Annotated in this window: 18 protein-coding genes and 1 tRNA gene; 6 read left to right on the top strand and 13 right to left on the bottom strand. The window is 64.9% G+C overall.

The window, feature by feature from the left end; genetic code table 11:
* Positions 1-161: 161 nt before the first annotated feature.
* Positions 162-1,697: an aspartate ammonia-lyase gene (locus PMN64_RS23955; protein WP_411782401.1), complete on the bottom strand. Its 1,536-nt coding sequence runs from the start codon at positions 1,695-1,697 to the stop codon at positions 162-164.
* A gap of 322 nt (positions 1,698-2,019) precedes the next feature.
* Between PMN64_RS23955 and PMN64_RS23950 the strand changes: the two genes are divergently transcribed.
* Positions 2,020-2,733, top strand: a complete 714-nt coding sequence (locus PMN64_RS23950) for a hypothetical protein (RefSeq protein ID WP_411782400.1) — start codon at positions 2,020-2,022, stop codon at positions 2,731-2,733.
* A gap of 451 nt (positions 2,734-3,184) precedes the next feature.
* Here PMN64_RS23950 and PMN64_RS23945 read toward each other — a convergent pair whose 3' ends face one another.
* The 7 genes from PMN64_RS23945 to PMN64_RS23915 form a co-directional block, all read right to left on the bottom strand.
* Entirely contained in the window at positions 3,185-4,021 is an 837-nt protein-coding gene (locus PMN64_RS23945; protein WP_411782399.1) for a tetratricopeptide repeat protein, read from the bottom strand.
* 25 nt (positions 4,022-4,046) lie between these two features.
* A complete protein-coding gene (locus tag PMN64_RS23940) occupies positions 4,047-4,538 on the bottom strand; it encodes a hypothetical protein (RefSeq protein WP_411782398.1) in 492 nt (163 codons plus the stop codon).
* On the bottom strand, positions 4,538-5,284 hold the full coding sequence (locus PMN64_RS23935; protein ID WP_411782397.1) for an SDR family oxidoreductase: 747 nt from the start codon (positions 5,282-5,284) through the stop codon (positions 4,538-4,540). The genes PMN64_RS23940 and PMN64_RS23935 overlap by 1 nt, the downstream gene beginning before the upstream one ends.
* Complete coding sequence (locus PMN64_RS23930) at positions 5,284-6,639, bottom strand: FAD-binding protein (protein WP_411782396.1); 1,356 nt, start codon at positions 6,637-6,639, stop codon at positions 5,284-5,286. Before PMN64_RS23930 ends, PMN64_RS23935 begins: the two co-directional genes overlap by 1 nt.
* Before the next feature lie 32 nt (positions 6,640-6,671).
* On the bottom strand, positions 6,672-8,102 hold the full coding sequence (locus PMN64_RS23925; protein ID WP_411782395.1) for a UbiA family prenyltransferase: 1,431 nt from the start codon (positions 8,100-8,102) through the stop codon (positions 6,672-6,674).
* A 158-nt stretch (positions 8,103-8,260) separates the two neighbouring features.
* Positions 8,261-8,337, bottom strand: a tRNA-Arg gene (locus PMN64_RS23920).
* 119 nt (positions 8,338-8,456) lie between these two features.
* Positions 8,457-9,959, bottom strand: coding sequence for a flavin-containing monooxygenase (locus PMN64_RS23915; RefSeq protein WP_411782394.1), 1,503 nt, complete (start codon positions 9,957-9,959; stop codon positions 8,457-8,459).
* 86 nt (positions 9,960-10,045) lie between these two features.
* Between PMN64_RS23915 and PMN64_RS23910 the strand changes: the two genes are divergently transcribed.
* The 3 genes from PMN64_RS23910 (at position 10,046) to PMN64_RS23900 (ending at position 12,848) form a co-directional block, all read left to right on the top strand.
* A complete protein-coding gene (locus PMN64_RS23910; RefSeq protein ID WP_063607094.1) occupies positions 10,046-10,693 on the top strand; it encodes a TetR/AcrR family transcriptional regulator in 648 nt (215 codons plus the stop codon).
* A 199-nt stretch (positions 10,694-10,892) separates the two neighbouring features.
* Positions 10,893-11,990 (top strand): helix-turn-helix transcriptional regulator, encoded by a 1,098-nt coding sequence (locus PMN64_RS23905; protein WP_028341847.1) that lies wholly within the window; start codon positions 10,893-10,895, stop codon positions 11,988-11,990.
* A gap of 192 nt (positions 11,991-12,182) precedes the next feature.
* Positions 12,183-12,848, top strand: coding sequence for a hypothetical protein (locus tag PMN64_RS23900; protein ID WP_035631918.1), 666 nt, complete (start codon positions 12,183-12,185; stop codon positions 12,846-12,848).
* A gap of 114 nt (positions 12,849-12,962) precedes the next feature.
* Here the strand turns inward: PMN64_RS23900 and PMN64_RS23895 are convergent, their stop codons facing one another.
* From PMN64_RS23895 to PMN64_RS23885, 3 genes are read right to left on the bottom strand one after another with little or no spacing between them, the layout of a single operon-like run.
* A complete protein-coding gene (locus PMN64_RS23895; protein WP_028341849.1) occupies positions 12,963-13,385 on the bottom strand; it encodes a CAP domain-containing protein in 423 nt (140 codons plus the stop codon).
* 22 nt (positions 13,386-13,407) lie between these two features.
* Complete coding sequence (locus PMN64_RS23890) at positions 13,408-13,614, bottom strand: hypothetical protein (RefSeq protein ID WP_028341850.1); 207 nt, start codon at positions 13,612-13,614, stop codon at positions 13,408-13,410.
* Between the two features lie 40 nt (positions 13,615-13,654).
* Entirely contained in the window at positions 13,655-14,677 is a 1,023-nt protein-coding gene (locus PMN64_RS23885) for a 2-dehydropantoate 2-reductase (RefSeq protein ID WP_028341851.1), read from the bottom strand.
* Positions 14,678-14,825: 148 nt separating this feature from the next.
* Here PMN64_RS23885 and PMN64_RS23880 point away from each other — a divergent pair, with 148 nt between their 5' ends.
* Both PMN64_RS23880 and PMN64_RS23875 read left to right on the top strand, forming a co-directional pair.
* The gene (locus tag PMN64_RS23880) at positions 14,826-15,425 is read left to right on the top strand and encodes a YidB family protein (RefSeq protein ID WP_411782393.1); all 600 of its coding nucleotides are present in this window, start codon (positions 14,826-14,828) and stop codon (positions 15,423-15,425) included.
* Between the two features lie 36 nt (positions 15,426-15,461).
* Complete coding sequence (locus tag PMN64_RS23875; RefSeq protein WP_028336227.1) at positions 15,462-15,740, top strand: GlsB/YeaQ/YmgE family stress response membrane protein; 279 nt, start codon at positions 15,462-15,464, stop codon at positions 15,738-15,740.
* A gap of 97 nt (positions 15,741-15,837) precedes the next feature.
* Here PMN64_RS23875 and PMN64_RS23870 read toward each other — a convergent pair whose 3' ends face one another.
* A complete protein-coding gene (locus tag PMN64_RS23870; protein WP_411782392.1) occupies positions 15,838-16,620 on the bottom strand; it encodes an SDR family NAD(P)-dependent oxidoreductase in 783 nt (260 codons plus the stop codon).
* Between the two features lie 90 nt (positions 16,621-16,710).
* Positions 16,711-17,472, bottom strand: a complete 762-nt coding sequence (locus PMN64_RS23865; protein ID WP_304497665.1) for an N-acyl homoserine lactonase family protein — start codon at positions 17,470-17,472, stop codon at positions 16,711-16,713.
* Positions 17,473-17,642 lie beyond the last annotated feature (170 nt).

Here is a 17,642-nt window from a genome sequence, read left to right as displayed (position 1 = left end):
CAATCGGCCGCCCAAACGAAGCTGTCCACTCCCGCGCGCCCCCAGAAGCCACGCAAAAAAATGCCTGACACTGGCCTGCACCCGCGCACGCCCGATTGCGCAAAGCCCTCGCAAGCGGGAGAGGGAGCGCCAACACCTTCGTCGCTACATCTCATGCGCCCTCAACTCTTCGGCACCGGCTGCCGGCGCGCCGGGCGGGTCATTGCTTCGAGTTCAAGCAACTGGTTGAGCTGCGCTTCGGTCAGCAGCTTTTCCTCCAGCACGATGTCGGCGACCGAGCGGTTCTCCTTGAGCGCACGGCGCGCCACGCGCGATGAGGCCTCGTAGCCGAGCGACGGCGCCAGCGCCGTGATCAGGCCGATCGAGCCCTGCACCAGGCTGCGGCAGCGCTCGCGATCGGCCTCGATGCCGTCGACGCAACGCTTGGTCAGCGTATCGACCGCCGCCGTCAGCATGCGCAGCGAGCTCAAGACGCAATAGCCGATGGTCGGCTCGAACGCGTTAAGCTGCAATTGGCCGCCCTCGGCGCACATCGTCACCGTGAGGTCGTGCCCGATCACCAGGAAGGCCACCTGGTTGACCACCTCGGGAATGACAGGATTGACCTTGCCGGGCATGATCGACGAGCCGGCCTGCACGGCGGGCAGGCGGATTTCGCCGATGCCGGTGCGCGGCCCCGACGACAGCAGCCGCAGGTCGTTGCAGATCTTGGACAGCTTGACCGCGACGCGCTTGAGCACGCCGGAGAACAGCACGAAGGCGCCGAGATCGGACGTCGCCTCGATCAGGTTGGATGCCAGCACCATCGGCTGGCCGGACAGCCGCGACAGCTCCTCGACCGCGAGCGCCGCATAGCGCGGATCGGCATTGATGCCGGTACCGATCGCGGTGGCGCCGAGATTGACCTCGCGGAACAGCGCGGAAATCTCGTTCAGGCGCGCGACGTCCTCCTTCACGGTCACGTGGAAGGCATCGAATTCCTGGCCGAGCGTCATCGGCACCGCATCCTGAAGCTGGGTCCGCCCCATCTTCAACACGTCGGCGAACTCCACCGCCTTGCCCTTGAGGGAGTAGGCGAGATCGTCCAGCGCGCGCACCAGCGGCTGGGTGGCGAAGATCACCGCGAGCCGCAGCGCGGTCGGATAGGCGTCGTTGGTCGACTGCGCCATGTTGACGTCGTCGTTCGGATGCAGCGCGTGATAATCGCCGGGCTTGCGCCCCATCAGCCGCAGCGCGACGTTGGCGATCACCTCATTTGCGTTCATGTTGGTCGAGGTGCCGGCACCGCCCTGGATCGCGTCGACGATGAAGGATTCGGCATAGACCTTTTCGGTCGCAATCTGGGTGCAGGCCGCTTCGATCGCATCCGCCTTCTCGGGTGCAAGATAGCCGAGCCGCTTGTTGGCGCGCGCGGCGGCCTGCTTCACCAGCGCCAGCGCGCGGACGAATTCCGGGAAATGCCCGACCGGCACGCCGGTGATCGGAAAGTTCATCACCGCGCGCTTGGTGTGAATGCCCCACAGCGCATTGGCCGGCACGTCGTCCTCGCCGAGCAGATCGTGCTCGGTGCGGGACTGCGCCTGCTCGATCGGCACGGTGCGGACGGTCGCGACCGCGAGCTCGCTGGGGCCGCCGCTCTCGCCGGAGGCGGACGCGGCAGCTGCAGTGTTGGCGGTCTCAACCTTCGATTCGGTCATCGGTACCTCCGTTACGTCTCGCAGATCTTGTCGTCAGCGACGCCGGCGATGATGCGCCGGGCGGGCGTCGAAAGCCAATGCCTATCGGCAGTCTCTTGCACACCGGTGAGCGGCAAGACGCGGAAAACCGGCATTGGGGCGCGCCGAACCGGGAGATTAAGGGCTTTGCCTTATCCGTCATGATAACAACAACTTATAGCTCGATACCGTGGCTCGCTTGGCGACCGATGCGGCTGCTTTCTCCGCCCCGTTGTCGCGTGCTAGACGAGCATCGACTGGCGCAAGGGCGCCGCCGACACTGAACGAACCAAGGGCCAAAGCCGTGTCCAACAACAACGAAGCGATCACCATCAAATTCCGCTGCCCGGCGGAGCTCGAGGGCAAGATTCCGCCGCCGGTGCCGGCATCATTGGGTCTTCCCGGATGGCTCAAGGCGATGCCGACGCAGGCCTTCAATACGATGAGCAATCGCGAAGAGGATACCGTCAAGCGCTGCCCGCCATTCGTCGATGCGATGACATCGGGTTTCCTGTTGCCGCTGGTCTGCGATCTCAAGGTCGAGAATGGCGCGATCACCTGGGACAACGACCTTCCGGCCGGCAGCGCGCTCGAATTCCCGCGCTCGCCGGTCGGATTCCACGACGAAAGCCAGGTGGTCGGCTCGCCGCTGTTCGAGCCCGACCGCTTCGTCATCAAGTTCATCAATCTGTGGACCATCGAGGCGCCGCCGGGCTATTCGCTGTTCTTCACGCATCCGGTCAACCGGTTCGACCTGCCGTTCACCACGCTGACCGGCATGGTCGATTGCGATCTGTTTCACGACAGCTGGGTTCACTTCCCGGCACGCTGGCACGACACCAGTTTCAACGGCGTGTTGCCCAAAGGCACGCCGGTTGCGCAATGCTTCCCGGTCAAGCGCGAGAACTGGGTCGCGCAGACCGCGGCGATGACGCCGGATGAAACATCGCGCGCGCAGGAATTAACCAACAGGATGGCCCGGGAGTCCGGACTCTATCGGCGCCAATTCCGGACGTAGAGCGGGCGCGCGAAACCGCGTTGCAGGCGATGACGGGCGTTGGTGGGGCAAGTCTCTCTTCACGCGTCGTCCCGGCGAAAGCCGGGACCCATACGCCGCAGCGGGTGTTGTGAACAGTACTCGTCGTTCTGGCATCGCTCAACAATGACCATCGGTGGTTATGGGTCCCTGCTTTCGCAGGGACGACACCGAATTTGTGGCGCGATCCTGAGCCAGTTCGGTATTATCACCCGCGTATAGCCGGGCGATGACAGCTGAAGTTGGGGACGCAGTTTCGAATTCTCGCGACATGATCTGTCCGAGCTTTGCTCTTCGTTCCGCCCCTTCAAACAGAGGACTCAGGGAAAGCCGGCCCATCCCGCAATTCCGTGCACCAGCGGCTGGAAGCTCTAGATTCTGGTTTTGACGCGCTTCCTGGCGCGAACCGGTGTCCGCCTCGCTCGAAAACGCTCTAGCTCAGAAATTCCGCAAAGGCGCTGCGGCGGAAGAAGAAGCGGCCGTGCGATGACATGATCAGCGCGGCGGTCGTGCGGCCGATCATTTGCGGCCGGCCGCGCAATGCCAGACGCAGATTGGCCTCGCCGGCGGCGCGGTCGCCCATTTCCAGAAGACTGGCGGAGAAGCTGAGACGCATCAAGGGGTCGTCGGGGCGCTGCGCCATCACCTGGCGGTAGAGATCCGCCGCGGCAGCATATTCGCCATCGAGCAGCAGCACACGCGCGAGCGCGGCCAGAACATCCGGATGTCCTGGCGCCGCATTGCGCAGCTTCTCCAGAATCTCGCGCGCCCGGCCGCGCTCATTGCGCTGGGGCAGCAGCTGCGCCAGCAGGAGCTGAAACTCGAGGCTCCCCGGCGCGAGAGCAAGCGCGCTCTCAATGACGGCAACCGCCTCGTCGATGCGACCGGCCGAGTGCAATTGCCCTGCCAGTGCCTGGAATGCCGGCAGGTACGGCGACCGCCGCGCGGTGGTTCGCCGCAGCAGATCGATCGCCTCGCTGCCGCGACCGGCGCCGCCAAGCGCTGCGCCGAGCAGGGTCTCGAGGCCGGGATCGTCGACGCGGCGCACGGCCCGCTCGAGTGGCGCGATCGCCTCCTCGTTGCGGTTCTGGATCATCAGCGCCCGCGCCAGGATCGAGGCCGCGCCGACATCGGTCCGGTTTGCCTTCAAGACCTCTGCCGCCAGCCGCTCGGCCTCGACGACCTGTCCCATCTGCAACGCGACCACGGCGCGCTGCAGGACCGGCGATGGGCTGGGCCCGCGATTGGAAGGAGGCGGCGGTTTCGGCATGCGGTCCGTCGTGAGATGGTTCTTGTCAGCCGTTATCACTGCCGCCGATGGAGCGTCCAGCGAAAGTCGCATCCGGACACCGAGATACCGTCCGGTTCCAGCCTCCACCGTCCGATTTCATGCATCCCTGCGGCTGTCGGGCGACAGGGACCAACCGCCCTCTCCCTGCAATTTTTCGACTGCTTAACCTATTCAATCTAGCTTGGGTTGCCATCACAGGGCCCGGCTTGATGCTCTCGGTCACGGCCAGCAGATAGGGCCAGATGATCGACGAGCTCGGCGACGAGACCTCGGACGCATTGACACCGTAGCCGCCGGACCGGATGTGATCGGCAACGGCGAGGTGGATGTAGGGATCGTCGAGGGTGAAGATCAGCCGGCCGTCGCAGAGCGTGACGCTGAAGATCAGCGTCGCCGCGAACAGCACGAGCCACAGCAATGCCGTCACAAGCGGGACGCTCTGCCGGATCGCGCTGGATCGCGGGAACGACGCGTGGTTGGCGGCGACGCCAGGCATCAGATACGCATCCGTTTGAAGATCGTCTCCGGCAGCGCGCAGATGATCGCCATCACCAGCCGGAAGCGGCGGGCCACATAGATCACGTCACGCGGCCTCGCCACATCGGCCCGGAAGATATCCTCCGCGACCCGATCCGGCTGCACCGTCAGGGGAGCCGGCAGCTTCATATGCGCCGTCATCCTGGTCCGCACGAATCCCGGCTTGACGGTGACGACACGGACTTTGCCCGCAAGCGCCAGGCGATTGCGCAAGCCGGACAGGAATTGCGAGAAACCGGCCTTGGCCGCGCCGTAGTAATAGTTCGAGGCCCGCCCGCGATCGCCGGCGACCGAGCTCACGCCGACGATGGTTCCCGAGCCGCGCGTCGCGAAGGCTTGCGCGAACAGTTCGAGCAGCAGGCTGGGCGCCTCGAAATTGGTGCGCATGATCTTCGTCGCAAGCTCGGGATCGGTCTCGGCACGCGGTTGATCGCCGAGCTCTCCGACAACGCATACGACGGTGTCGGGAAGCGTGGAAAGGCCGGCGACGAACCCGGCAAGCTGCCCTGTCTGCAGCACGTCGAGCGCGACAACCGGGGTTTCGATACCGCTTCGCGTCCTGATGTCGTCGGCATTGCGCTGTGCCGCCTCGATATCGCGGGCGGCGAGCATCACGCGCCATCCGTCCCTCGCATAGCGCAGCGCGGTCGCGTGCCCGATGTCCGAGCTGCCGCCAATCACCAGAATTGATTTTGTGCCGGTCATCAAATTCCAAGCCGTGCTGAAAGATGGGACACGAGGCGGGTATTCGCCCCGGTCTGCTGGCGGATGTCCCGCAAGGCCCCAAGGCCGGGATATCCGGATTCGAATGTCGCGCGGGACTGCCGCGCGTCCTTGGCGAGATAGAGCCGGCCGCCGGCATCGACCACCAGCGCGTCGAGCTGGTCAAGAAACCCGAACAGCGCGTCGCTGACCGGAAAGTCCATCGTCAACGTGTAGCCGCGGAGCGGAAACGACATCGGCCCGCTGCCTTCGCCAAGCTGCTTGAGCACCGCGAGAAACGACGCATCGCCGCGCCGCGACACGCGATCGAGAATTTCGGCGAGAACGCGGCGCGCGCGGTCGAGCGGGATCACGCATTGGTATTGCACGAAGCCACGCCTGCCGTAGATCCTGTTCCAGTCGGCGATCGCATCGAGCGGAAAGAAATACGGGTCCCAATGGACCAGCCGCGGCTTGCCCGGATGCGCGGCGCCGCGGCGGAAGTACAGCTCGTTGAACACCCGCATCGATGCGCGATTGAGCAGCCATCCCGGAAACGGTTCCGGGACCGCGAGCCGCGACGTGCGAAGCTTGGGAAACGTCTCGAGGCCGGGCCCCAGCATATCCTTGTCGCGGCGCGTGGCGTGCTCGGCGAGATAGACCAGCGACCGTCCGAGCGCCGCACCGCGCGCAAGGCAGTCGATCCAGGCCACCGAATAGGTGGTCGATGCGCTGCTGTCCAGCTGATCGATCGCCGCGTCGAGATTGCCGGCGACGCGGGTGTCCTGACGCAGCCAGGCGGTCTCGATCGGCAGCAGCCGCAGCGTCGCGTCGAGGATCATGCCCGTCAGGCCCATGCCCCCCAGCGTCGCCGCGAACAGCGCGGCGTTTTCCGATCGCGAGCAGGTGACGATCTCGCCGTCCGGCAGCGCGAGGCGGAACGAATCGACGATGGTGCCGAAGCCGCCATCGCGATGATGGTTCTTGCCGTGAACGTCGGCCGCGATCGCGCCGCCGATCGTCACGAATTTCGTGCCGGGCACGACCTTGAGGAAGAAGCCGCGCGGCTCGAAAACGGTAAGGATGTCGGCGATGGTCACGCCGGCTTCGACCGTCAATCGGGCGGTTGCGGCATCGAAGCTCCGCATCCGGTTCAGGCCGCGCGACGAAATCGTCGATTGCGTTCCGATCGCGGCATCGCCGTAAGCCCGCCCGGCCCCGCGCGCGACGACGCCGGACCGCGCGAGCAGGTGGTCCCGCGCGCCTGCGGGCGTCTGCGGCGCCAGCAGTTCGGACGACGCCTTGGGATAGTTGCCCCAGCCGGACAGGCCAATGTCGCCCGGACTGGAGGTCGACATCACAGCTCCTGGTAACGCAGCCGCCGGCATCGCTAGATGGCGGCGAGCATGATGGCGCCGATCGCGCCGAGCGCGACCCAGCTGACGCGATCCCTCAGCGCAAAGATGACCGGATCGTCGTCGATCAATCCGCGCTGCGCGAACAGCATCACGCGGCCGATCCAGTACGTCAATATCGGACAACCGACCCAGAGCAGTTGCGGATGGCTGTAAAGCGCGCGCACCGTATCGGACGAGATGTAGAGCGTGAAGATCACGACGGCGTTGAAACCTGACGCGGCGGCAAGGATCGCGATCATCGATTTGTCTTCGACCTGGTAGCCGCGCGCCGCCAGCACGGCGCCGTCCGGTTGGCTGGCGAGCTCGATGTAGCGCTTCACCAGCGCCAGCGACATGAAGATGAACAGCGAGAACGCAAGCAGCCATTCCGACATCGGCACGCTGATCGCGACGGCGCCGCCGATCACGCGGACGGTGTAAAGCGTGGCGAGCACGACGACGTCGACGGTCGCGATGCGCTTGAGCCAGAACGAATAGGAGGTGGTCAGCGCGAAATAGCCGAGCAGGACGCCGCCGAACTCGATCGATATCGACATTGCGATCGCAAATGCGGCGACCAGCGCCAGGGCCATCGCGCCGACGGCTTGCGATGCTGGGATGGCGCCGCTTGCGATCGGACGGTTGCGCTTGGTCGGATGCGCGCGGTCGGCCTCGACGTCGAGAAGATCGTTCAGAATGTAGGCGCCCGACGCGCAGAGTGAGAATGCGATCACGGCAAGCAGCGACGTCGCGGCCGATCCCGATGCGAATTTGTGTGCGGTTAGCAGCGGCACCAGCACAACGGCGTTCTTCGCGTATTGATGCACCCTGAACAGCTTCAGCCAGCCGCGCATACTGACGCGCATGCCGACTTGCGCGGGCGCGGGCGACTCGGATCGACCGGGGCGGGCGAGGCGCGATGCGGAATCGGGCAACACGACCGCCGCGCTGCCGATATAGTCAAAACCCTGGCGAAGCACGGGCGGCAGCTCTTTGCGCCGTGCCGCCGGCAATTGACGTTCCGGCGGGGCGGCCCAGGCGGTGAAGACGCCAAGATGCTCGGCGACCGCGCTGACGAACGGCTCGGGATGGGTTTCCGAGCAAAGGTAGACCGGGCGGCCTTCGCCCAGCACCTGCAGCAGGAACCTCACCGCGTCGTGGTCGAATTGCGCCCGGGATGGATCGAGCCCCGATGGATCTACACCATGCGTCGATCGCGCTTGCGGTCCAAGGGGAGCGGTGATCGCCGCAATGAACGCGCGAAAGCGGTCGATCAAATCGGACGCGATATCGGCCGGGACGGAGCTTCCCCGCACCATGACCTCGTCGACATCGACGACGAGCGGCCGGCCCTTTGAACGCAGCGGATCGCGAAGGGCATCGCCGCCCCCCTGCTCAACCCGTTCTGGAACGCTAGCTCGCATACGCGCGGTCTTCCGGTGCCCCCTCCCCATTGTCCCGGGCTTTCCCTAATTTGGGATGAACCTGATCTCGGGTGAACTTGGGGGAGCAAACGCCGGGCAGATCGCGCCGGAATGCATGGTGCAAAAGCCTCGCCGACAACGCGCGGCCGAGCGAAAAATGGCGATCCCGGGAAGACTCGAACTTCCGACCTACGGTTTAGGAAACCGTCGCTCTATCCGGCTGAGCTACGGGACCGCACCGCCCGCAGCGAAAGCATACGGGCGTCGCCATCCCATAGCAGAGCTGCCGGGTGATCGCCAGCCCGCGCCACAACGGACGCGCGCGAAGTTGCGCGGCGTTTGGCGCGTCGCGCGTTACGCCACCTGCCGGGCCGGATTCGAGGCGGCATCCGCGCTCGCCCGACGCGCCGGCAGAAACTCGATGGCCTCATCCTTCAGCGAGCCGAAGCGCAGCGTCACGATATCGAGCGCATAATTCTGGTAGAGCCGCCACGGCCGGCGCGAGCCCTGCTTGGGGAACCTGGCGGCGGCGCGCTGGATATAGCCCGAGGAGAAATCCACCCAGGGCAGTTCGGTGACGGTCGGATCGTTCCGCCGCGGCGTGACTTGCGCGTAGCCGTTCGCCTTCATGTGGTTGAGCATGCGGCAGACATATTCGCAGGTCAGGTCGCATTTCAGCGTCCATGACGCGTTGGTGTAGCCGAAGGCGGCGGCGAGGTTCGGCACGCCCGAGTACATCAGCCCCTTGTAGTTCATGGTCTTCGACAGATCGACACGCGCGCCGTCGACATTGATCTCGAGTCCGCCGAGCACCTGCAGATCGAGGCCGGTCGCGGTCACCACGATATCGGCGTCGAGCACATTGCCGCTCTTGAGCTTGATGCCCCCACGCGTGAAGGTCTCGATCTGGTCGGTGACGACGGAAGATCCGCCGTTGCGCAAGGATTGAAAGAGATCGCCGTTCGGCACCAGGCAGAGCCGCTGGTCCCACGGATTGTAGCGCGGCGTGAAATGGGTGGCGACGTCGTAGTCGGGGCCGAGCGCGTGACGCACGCCGCCGAGAATCAGCTTCTTCACGCGCTCGGGATCGCGCTTGCAGAGCCGGTAGAAATACATGCCGAACAGCACGTTCTTCCAGCGGGTGAGGCCGTAGGCGAGTTTCGCGGGCAGCCGCGCGCGCAGCCAGTTGGCGACCTTGTCCTCGTCCGGACGCGCCACGACATAGGTCGGCGAACGCTGCAGCATCGTGACATGGGCGGCGGTCTTGGCCATTTCCGGCACCAGCGTCACCGCGGTCGCGCCGCTGCCGATCACCACCACCTTCTTAGCCGTATAGTCGATGTCGTCGGTCCATTTCTGCGGATGGACGACGCGGCCGGCGAAATCGGCGATGCCGGGGAAGTCGGGCGTGTAGCCGTGCTCATATTTGTAGTAGCCGCTGCACATGAACAGGAAGTTGCAGGTGAAGCGCTCGATCGTCTTCTCCGGCCCGCGCTCGACCTCGACCGTCCATTGCGAGTCGGCAGATGACCAGTCGGCGCGCACGACACGGTGGTTGTAGCGGATGTTCTTGTCGATGCCGTAGACGCGCGCGGTCTCGCGCACATAGTTCAGGATCGAGGGGCCGTCGGCGATCGCCTTCGGCTCGGTCCACGGCCGGAACGAATAGCCGAGCGTGTACATATCGGAGTCGGAGCGGATGCCGGGATAGCGGAACAGGTCCCAGGTGCCGCCGATGCAGTCGCGACCTTCAAGAATGGCGTAGCTGCGGTTCGGGCAGTTGGCCTGCAAATGGTAGCCGGCGCCGATGCCCGACAGTCCCGCGCCCACGATCAACACGTCGAAATCAGCGGACATGCCCTGCCCCTCTCCCGTGGCAATATTGACAACGTATATTGTCAGATAACTTGACATCTGACAATGCCTCGTGTCAATAGGCTTTCATGGCAAGCAGCCGGAAAGCCCGCCTCTATGGCGGTATGGACGCCGAGGAACGCCGCACCGAGCGGCGGCTCAAGCTGATCGATGCGGCGATCGAGGTCTATGGCGAGGTCGGCTATCGCGGCGCCACGGTGAAGGCGATCTGCGAGGCGGCCGAGCTGACCGAGCGCTATTTCTACGAGTCCTTTGCCAACAGCGAGGCCCTGCTGATCGCCGCCTACGGTCATGTCGTCGGCCACCTGCACGAGGAAATGACCGCTGCCGCCGCAGCCGCGGGCGACGATGCCGAGATGAAGCTGCGCGCCGCCCTGATGCTGTATTTCACGCGGCTGAAGCAGCACCCGAAGCCTGCGCGGGTCTTTCTGCTGGAAATTTCCGGCATCAGTCCGGCGGTCGATGCCGTCAAGCTCGACGCCCTGCGCGTCTTCAGCGACATCCTGGTGCCGCCGACGCTCGATGCGAAGCGCGGCAAGGGCGCAGCCGCCTCGCTGCTCTCGGTCGGCATGGTCGGCGCCGTCATCTCGATCGCGCTGCGCTGGGTGTCGAAGCAATACCCGCAAGCCGTCGAGGAGGTCGTGGCGATCGCCGCCAGCTTCTGCCGTGTGGCGCTGACCGAAGCCGACCACCGTGAGGAAGGTCACTTATCGTAGCGGCCGGATCGTACCGGCGAGCCGACCCGCCGATTTTCGATCATGTTTCGCCAGTGCTTGCGGACCCGACCCCTAGCCTGTCGCTGATTTAACTTGCATATCGGGCCCCTCGGTTTTCTTATGCCCGGTACCGGGCGCAACGAGGTGCAGCCTGTTTCGCCTGACAAAACAACGCTGTTTGCATCGGCGGAGCTGAATTTTGGTCGACCTGCACAGGCTTGACGATGTGACCGCGCGCCTCGGCGATGTGGTTCTCGATCCCTCGACCTGGCCGTCCTTCATGGACGAGGTTTGCGCCGCCATCGGCGCGACCGGCGCTGCGATGCTTCAGAGCGATATCCGCACCGAAGACATTCCGCGCACGGACTCGATCACCGAGTATTTCACCAAGACCTACTTCCCGCACAATCTTCACCTCACCGACATCCGCGCGGCCCGCGGCGTGCCGCTGATGCACGCCGGCGTCGACGTCATCACCGATGCGGATCTGTTCGAATCCGAAACCGAGATGCTGCGCGATCCGCTCTACGCTACGCTCGGCGAGTTCGGACTGAAATGGTTCGCGGCCGTCGGCTTCCACTCCGGCCCAGCATTGTGGGCACTGACGATCCAGCGCTCACCCACGGAAGGCCTGTTCGACGCCGACGAGATCAAGGCGCTGCGAAGGGTGTCGGCGCCGCTCACGGAAGCCGCGACGCTGTCCGCCGTCGTCGGCCGCTCCGCGCTCTCAGGCATCACCAGCGCGCTCGATCTGATCCAGGTCGCCGCGATTGCGGTCGGCCGCTTCGGCGCCGTGATCGGCATGAACAGCCAGGCGGAAAGCTGTCTCGGCCACGACCTTGCGATCCGCAATAATCGCCTCACGCTGCTCGACCGGCAGGCCAATGCCGATCTGACCAGGCTGATCGATCAGCTGGCCCACAGCTCGGACCTGCACCCATTACCGTCGTCGCCGATCGTGGTGCGCCGGATCGACAAGCGGCCAATCGTGATCCAGATCCAACCGGTGCCTCCGGCCGCGCGGTCGCCGTTCCTGGGGGCGCGCGCAATCCTGTTGATCCGCGATCTCGAAGGCAGCGCGGCGTTCGATCAGGCGCTGCTGGCGGCGACGTTCGAACTGACGCCGGCGCAGGCACGCCTCGCCACCCGGCTTGCACGCGGCGATTCGGTCGAAGCGGCCGCGCAGGAGGCCGGCGTTGCCCTTGCCACCGCGCGCAATCAGCTCAAGACGATCTTCCAGAAGACCGGCACGCACAGGCAGGCGGAACTGGTTGCGTTGCTGCACAGGGTGAAGTGAACGATTAAACGCGAATTGTTCTGATCTCCGGCCCGTTCCGATGAGATTCTTCAATTATTCCAATCGCGAAGGCTGTGTTCCATCAACCGCAGCAACATTCCACAGGTCAGGAAAATCGTCGGGTTCCCGGGTGACAAGTGTCACTAAAATGGCGACAATCTGCTCACTCTGTGTCGTTCGGGTTTGGTCTCAATGTCCGTGATGCCGTCACGATCATCGACGTTGGCTGTTGCCGCTTTCGCCGTCGCTTGCGTGCTGGCGCCGATGAGCGCGCACGCGCAATGGTGGCGCGGCGGGCCGAAGGACTTCGAGGACTGCGCCGACCTCGCCGAGAAGGCCAAGACCAGGGAAGACAAGACCGCGCAACTCGCCGATTGCAACGCCAAGTTCGCCGGCCGCCGCAAGCCCGGCGGCGGTTACACTTATTACGACTTTATGCAGGACCGCAGCTTCGACATTGCCGGTCCCAATCCGACGCCGGACGAGCAGAAGAAGATCGACCAGGAATATACCGGCTATCTCGAGCAGCAGCGGCGCTCGCGTATCGTCGCGGCGTTCAATGCGAAGCAACTCGAGCGGCAGGAGACACAGCCGGTGCGGCCGCCGCAGATCCAGCAGGCGTCATTGCACAATGAGCCGGTGCGCAGTGAAACTGCGAAAGTCCCCGTCCCCGCCGCAAGGCCGGTCAAGCCGCGGGTCGCTGCCGTCCCTATTCCCGAGCCGCGGCCGCGGGCAAGCAACTGCGTGAAGGGTACGTTCTCCTGCGAATGGCCGCGGCTTTCCGAGGGATTGGACGGCCTGAAGAAGCTGTTCACGCCGACACCGCCGCCACCGACCAAGGTTGCGAAGCGAAACTGACGACTCGCTTAGTCATTCCGGGGCTCGCGCAAGCGAGAACCCGGAATCTCGCTGCCATTACCGTCGAGATTCCGGGTTCGTCGCTTCGCTCCGCCCCGGAATGACACCGCAGGCTCAATCGGTAATCACCATCGCCCAGAACCTGCGGTACGGCGACTTCGGGTTGTCGACGAAGGCGACGCCGACGCGCTTGGCGCCCGGCATCAACAGGTTCTCGCGATGGCCGGGCGAATTCTCCCACTGCTTCAGCATCTCGGCGAAGGCGATGAAGCCGGCGCCGATATTTTCGGCGGCGCGCTGCTTCTTGAGCGGCGCGATGCGCGTGAAGAAGCTGCCGCCCGCGGAGTGGCTGACCGATCCGGTCGCCGACATCGCCTGCGCCTGCTTCAGCGCCATCGCGTTCAGCTTCGCGTCGAGCTTCACCGCGGGCATGCGATTGGCGCGCCGGTAGGCACTGATCGAACCGGCATAGTCGTCGGCGCCTGCGGCCGTGGCGAAGCCAAACACGAAGGTGAGCGCGAGGAACAGCAGCTTCATCTGAGGTCGTCTCTGTCATGGATCAGCGCGCGCGGGTGCGCTTGTGGTGTCGGGGCGCGACCGATCTGTGCGCAGGCACGGCCGCTCGGCTTGCTGCCGCAGCCGCCGCGCGCTGCTCCTGCAAGCGCGCATCATAGCCAGGCGACGGTGTCACGGTCGGCGGCGCCGCACGGGCCGGGCCGGCCACGAGCGCAACAAGCGTGAGCAGCATGATGCTGGACCGTTTCATGATGTCACCTCCTCTGTTGTTCGATCGACGTGGCGAACGATCATCGGCGTTCATGGTCGCTGCCATCGCGGATCTGTTCTGGCGTCAGCCCCGGCGATCCCTTGCCGTCCGCCTCCGCCTTCCGGATCAGCGCGATGACGCGGCGCGACAATGGCGCCGCGAGCCCGCGGCGATCCGCGATCGCGGTGATCACGCCCTGCAGATAGTCGATCTCGGTGCGGCGGCCGCGCTGCAGATCCTCCCACATCGAGGAGCGCGCCTCGGGATCGATCTTCATGGTGCGGCCGAGCAGCATGTCGAACAGCGCATCCGGCAGCCGCAGCAAAGACGGCATCCAGCTCGACGGCAGCGGCGTCGGCGACACCGGCGCAATGCCTTCGGCGCGCACCGCGGCCAGGCCCTCGGCCATCTGATCGGCAAGCAGTCGTCGCCAGCCGCGCTGCGCGAGCTGTTGCCGCAGCGGAATATTGGACAGCGCATTGAGCGCATTGTTGAGATTGACGATCAGCTTGCCCCACTGCACGCCGTCGATATCGCCGGTGGGCTTGATCGCAAGCCCGGGCACCGACAGCCGCGCCGCGGTGCCCGCGTCATCCTGCGCGATCACGATGTCGCCGGAGGTCGAGCGATGGAAGCGGCCGTCGCCGAGCGTGACCACGTTGAACGGCACCATGCCGCCGAGCACCTTGCGGCCCGGCAGGCGGTCGCGCAGCAGCGGCACATTGCCGACGCCGTTCTGCAGGCTGATCACCGCGGCATCGCCAGGCGCGTGGCGCGCGATCACATCGGCCATCGCGGCGGTATCGGCACTCTTCACCGTCACCAGCACGGTCTGAACGTCGGACAAGATCGACGGATCGTCGGACACAATGAGCCGGTCCGCGGATACCGTCCGCTCGGAGCCGTCAAAGCTGCTGATCCGCAAGCCGTTGCCTGCGATCTCCCGGATCAGCCGCGGCCGCGCCAGCAGCGCGACACGGCGCCCCGCGGCCGCGAGCATGCCGCCGACGAAGCAGCCGATGCTTCCGGCGCCCGCAATGCCGATCGGCCGGTCCTGGTTCATCTGGAACGTCCATTCATCATTGGCTCGATAGCAGACCTTGGGTTGCCTGCCTATTTCGACGCACCGCAGGTCGGGTGGCCCGCCTTGTAACCGTCATGGGCGGAAGCTATGTTTCCCGCTCGGGGCACGGTTGCGGCAGGAGACGATCATGGGTTTACTGGACGTACTCAACGGCATGCAGAACGGCCCGCGCGGTCCGAGCGCGCCAAGCACATCATCCGACAGCGGCGGCGGAATGTCGCCGATGACGATGGCGATCCTCGCGCTGCTCGCATGGAAGGCGGTCAAGCATTTCTCGGGCGGCCAGGCGGACGCGAGCGCCCCTGAGCCGAAGCCGGCGCAGGCGCCGCCGCTTCCTCCCGGCAACGTCACTGCAGGCCTGCCCGGCGGCGCCGGTGGCGGCGGGCTCGGTGATCTGCTGAAGGGCGGCCTTGGTGGCCTGCTCGCCGGCGGCGCAGCCGGCACCGTGCTCAGCGGCGGCCTCGGCGACCTGCTCAACCAGTTGCAGCAAAAGGGTCACGGCGACGCGGCCAATTCCTGGGTCAGCAACGGTCCCAACAAGCAGATCGCGCCCGGCGATCTCGCCAACGCGCTCGGCGCCGACCAGATCGACTCGCTGGCGTCAACGAGCGGCCTGTCGCGCGACGATCTGCTGCAGGGCTTGAGCCAGTATCTGCCCGACGCGATCAATCACCTGACGCCGGACGGACGGCTGCCGAGCGGCGACGAGTTGCACCGCAGGCTCTGACGGCAGCGTTGATTCCATCTGAGGAGGACGACAGTCATGGGCGGCATCATCTGGGTCATCATCGTCGGCTTTATCGCGGGGATCATCGCGCGGTTCCTGTCGCCGGGACCGAACAATCCAAGCGGCTTTATTCTCACCACCGTGCTCGGCATCGCCGGTGCGTTTCTCGCGACCTTCATCGGCCAGGCGATCGGCCATTACGGTCCCGAACAAGGCGCCGGCTTCATCACCGCCACGATCGGCGCGCTGGTGGTGCTGTTCATCTGGAATCGGCTGGTCGCGGCGCGCGTGATCCCGGATCCGGGAAACAGGTGACAGCACAGCAAACCGAATATCGATCCAAAATCAAAATGCCCGGGCCTGGCCCGGGCATTTTCGTTTCCGTAACGGTCGGCAGACGTGGATAGCCAGTTCACTGAATCAGATGCATGCCGGCATCCATGCGGACGAACTCGCCGGTCATGTTGCTCGAGGCCGGGCTTGCCAGGAAGCAGACCAGATTGGCGATATCTTCGGCCGTTGATGCGACCTTCAGCGGCACCCGCGCGACCACGGCATCGCGCACCTGCTTGGCGCCCGTCTCGCCGCGCCCCTTGGTGAACCAGGGCGTATCGATATAGCCCGGACACACCGTGTTGACGCGGATCAACGGCGCCAGCGCGCGCGCCAGTGACTGCGTCATGGTGTTGAGCGCGCCCTTGCTCGCGGCATAGGCGACCGACGAACCACCGCCGGAAATGCCGGCGACCGAGGAGACGTTGACCACCGCCGAGAGACGGCCAGATGCCTTCGCGCCGGCTTCGAGCAGCGCGCGCGCGGCACGAACCATCTGGAACGGGCCGATGGTGTTGACGGCGTAGATGCGCTGGAAATCCTCCGCGGTCAGGCCGTCGAGATCGTGATGCGGCACGTGCTTGGTGGTGCCCGCATTGTTGACGAGCACGTCGAGGCGGCCCCAGCCCTGCGCGGCGGCTGCGATCTTCTTGCAGTCCTCATCGCGCGAGACGTCGCCCTGCACCACCAGCACCTCGGCGCCCTGCTTGCGGCAGGCTTCCGCGGTCGCTTCAGCTTCCGCCTTGCTGTTGGAATAGTTGATGATGAGGCGCGCGCCCTGCGTGGCGAGGATTTGCGCGGTGGCGGCGCCGAGTCCCGATGCCGATCCCGTCACGATCGCGCACAAACCATCCTTGGACATCTGCATTTTCCTTGTTGTTGTGAGCCAGATGAACTCCGGCGGCGGCACACCATATCGCGTGAGACAGCATCTGCAAACCGCGCCAAACCTTCACGTATAGGCATTCGGCCCCTTTTGCAGGCTGGCCCACTGCGCCTCGTCATGGCCGCAGATGATCCTGACGCCGGATGCCTCGAGCCTGGCGATCTCGTCGAGCGACTTCAGGAACTGGTCGACATCGAGACTGTTCTTCGGTGAAGTCCGCTGGTCGAGATTGGCGCGCACACTGAGCGCGTCGGAGGCGAGCAGGAATTCGCCGCTGTTGTCGAGCTTGACCAGCGCGCCGGTCGTTCCCTTCGAGTGGCCGGGCAGCGGGACCAACGTGAGCTTGCCGTCGCCGAACACATCCATCTGCTTATCGAAGATCTCCATCTTCAGCGGATGATCCCAATCCGCCTTGATGTATCCGCGATCGAACGCGTTATCGGCATTCGCCGCCTCGACCTCGAGTGCGTGCACGAAGATCGTCGCCTTCTTGAAGAAGGCGTTGCAGCCGCAATGGTCGGTGTGCAGGTGGGAGCAGATCACCACGTCGATGTCGTCGGGGCCGAGGCCAACGGCCTTCAGGCTCGTCAGCACATGGTCGTCCGCCGGCATGATCGGGCGCATGTATTTGGCCAGCGTGCCGAGCCGTCCTTCAGGATCGGTCGCGACATCGGGATGGCATCCGGTATCGAACAGCATATTGCCTTGCGTGTGCCGCAACAGCACGCAGGACACCGGAAGCTCGATCATCTCGCCGCGCGCCGCGTCAGGCAGATAAGTCCGCTTCGACATCTGGAGACGGCCGCCCGACAACATGTGCATCTTCATCTCGTTACCTCCGATTTTGGCTTCAAATTACATATGAGTTTTATGGAAACTCATAATGGATTTGACAGCATATTATTCGTCCTTATAGCTTCCGCGCAACGTCGCGATCGCATGACAAATGCGCTCAACGAAGCACCCGGCTCTTTCGGATCGGCATCGTTGACATCGAT

Origin of the sequence: Bradyrhizobium sp. UFLA01-814 (genome assembly GCF_046718885.1) — a bacterium.
Classification (GTDB): Bacteria; Pseudomonadota; Alphaproteobacteria; order Rhizobiales; family Xanthobacteraceae; genus Bradyrhizobium; species Bradyrhizobium elkanii.
The sequence above is the reverse complement of the archived record's forward strand: the minus strand, read 5'-3'. Positions and strand labels throughout refer to the sequence as shown.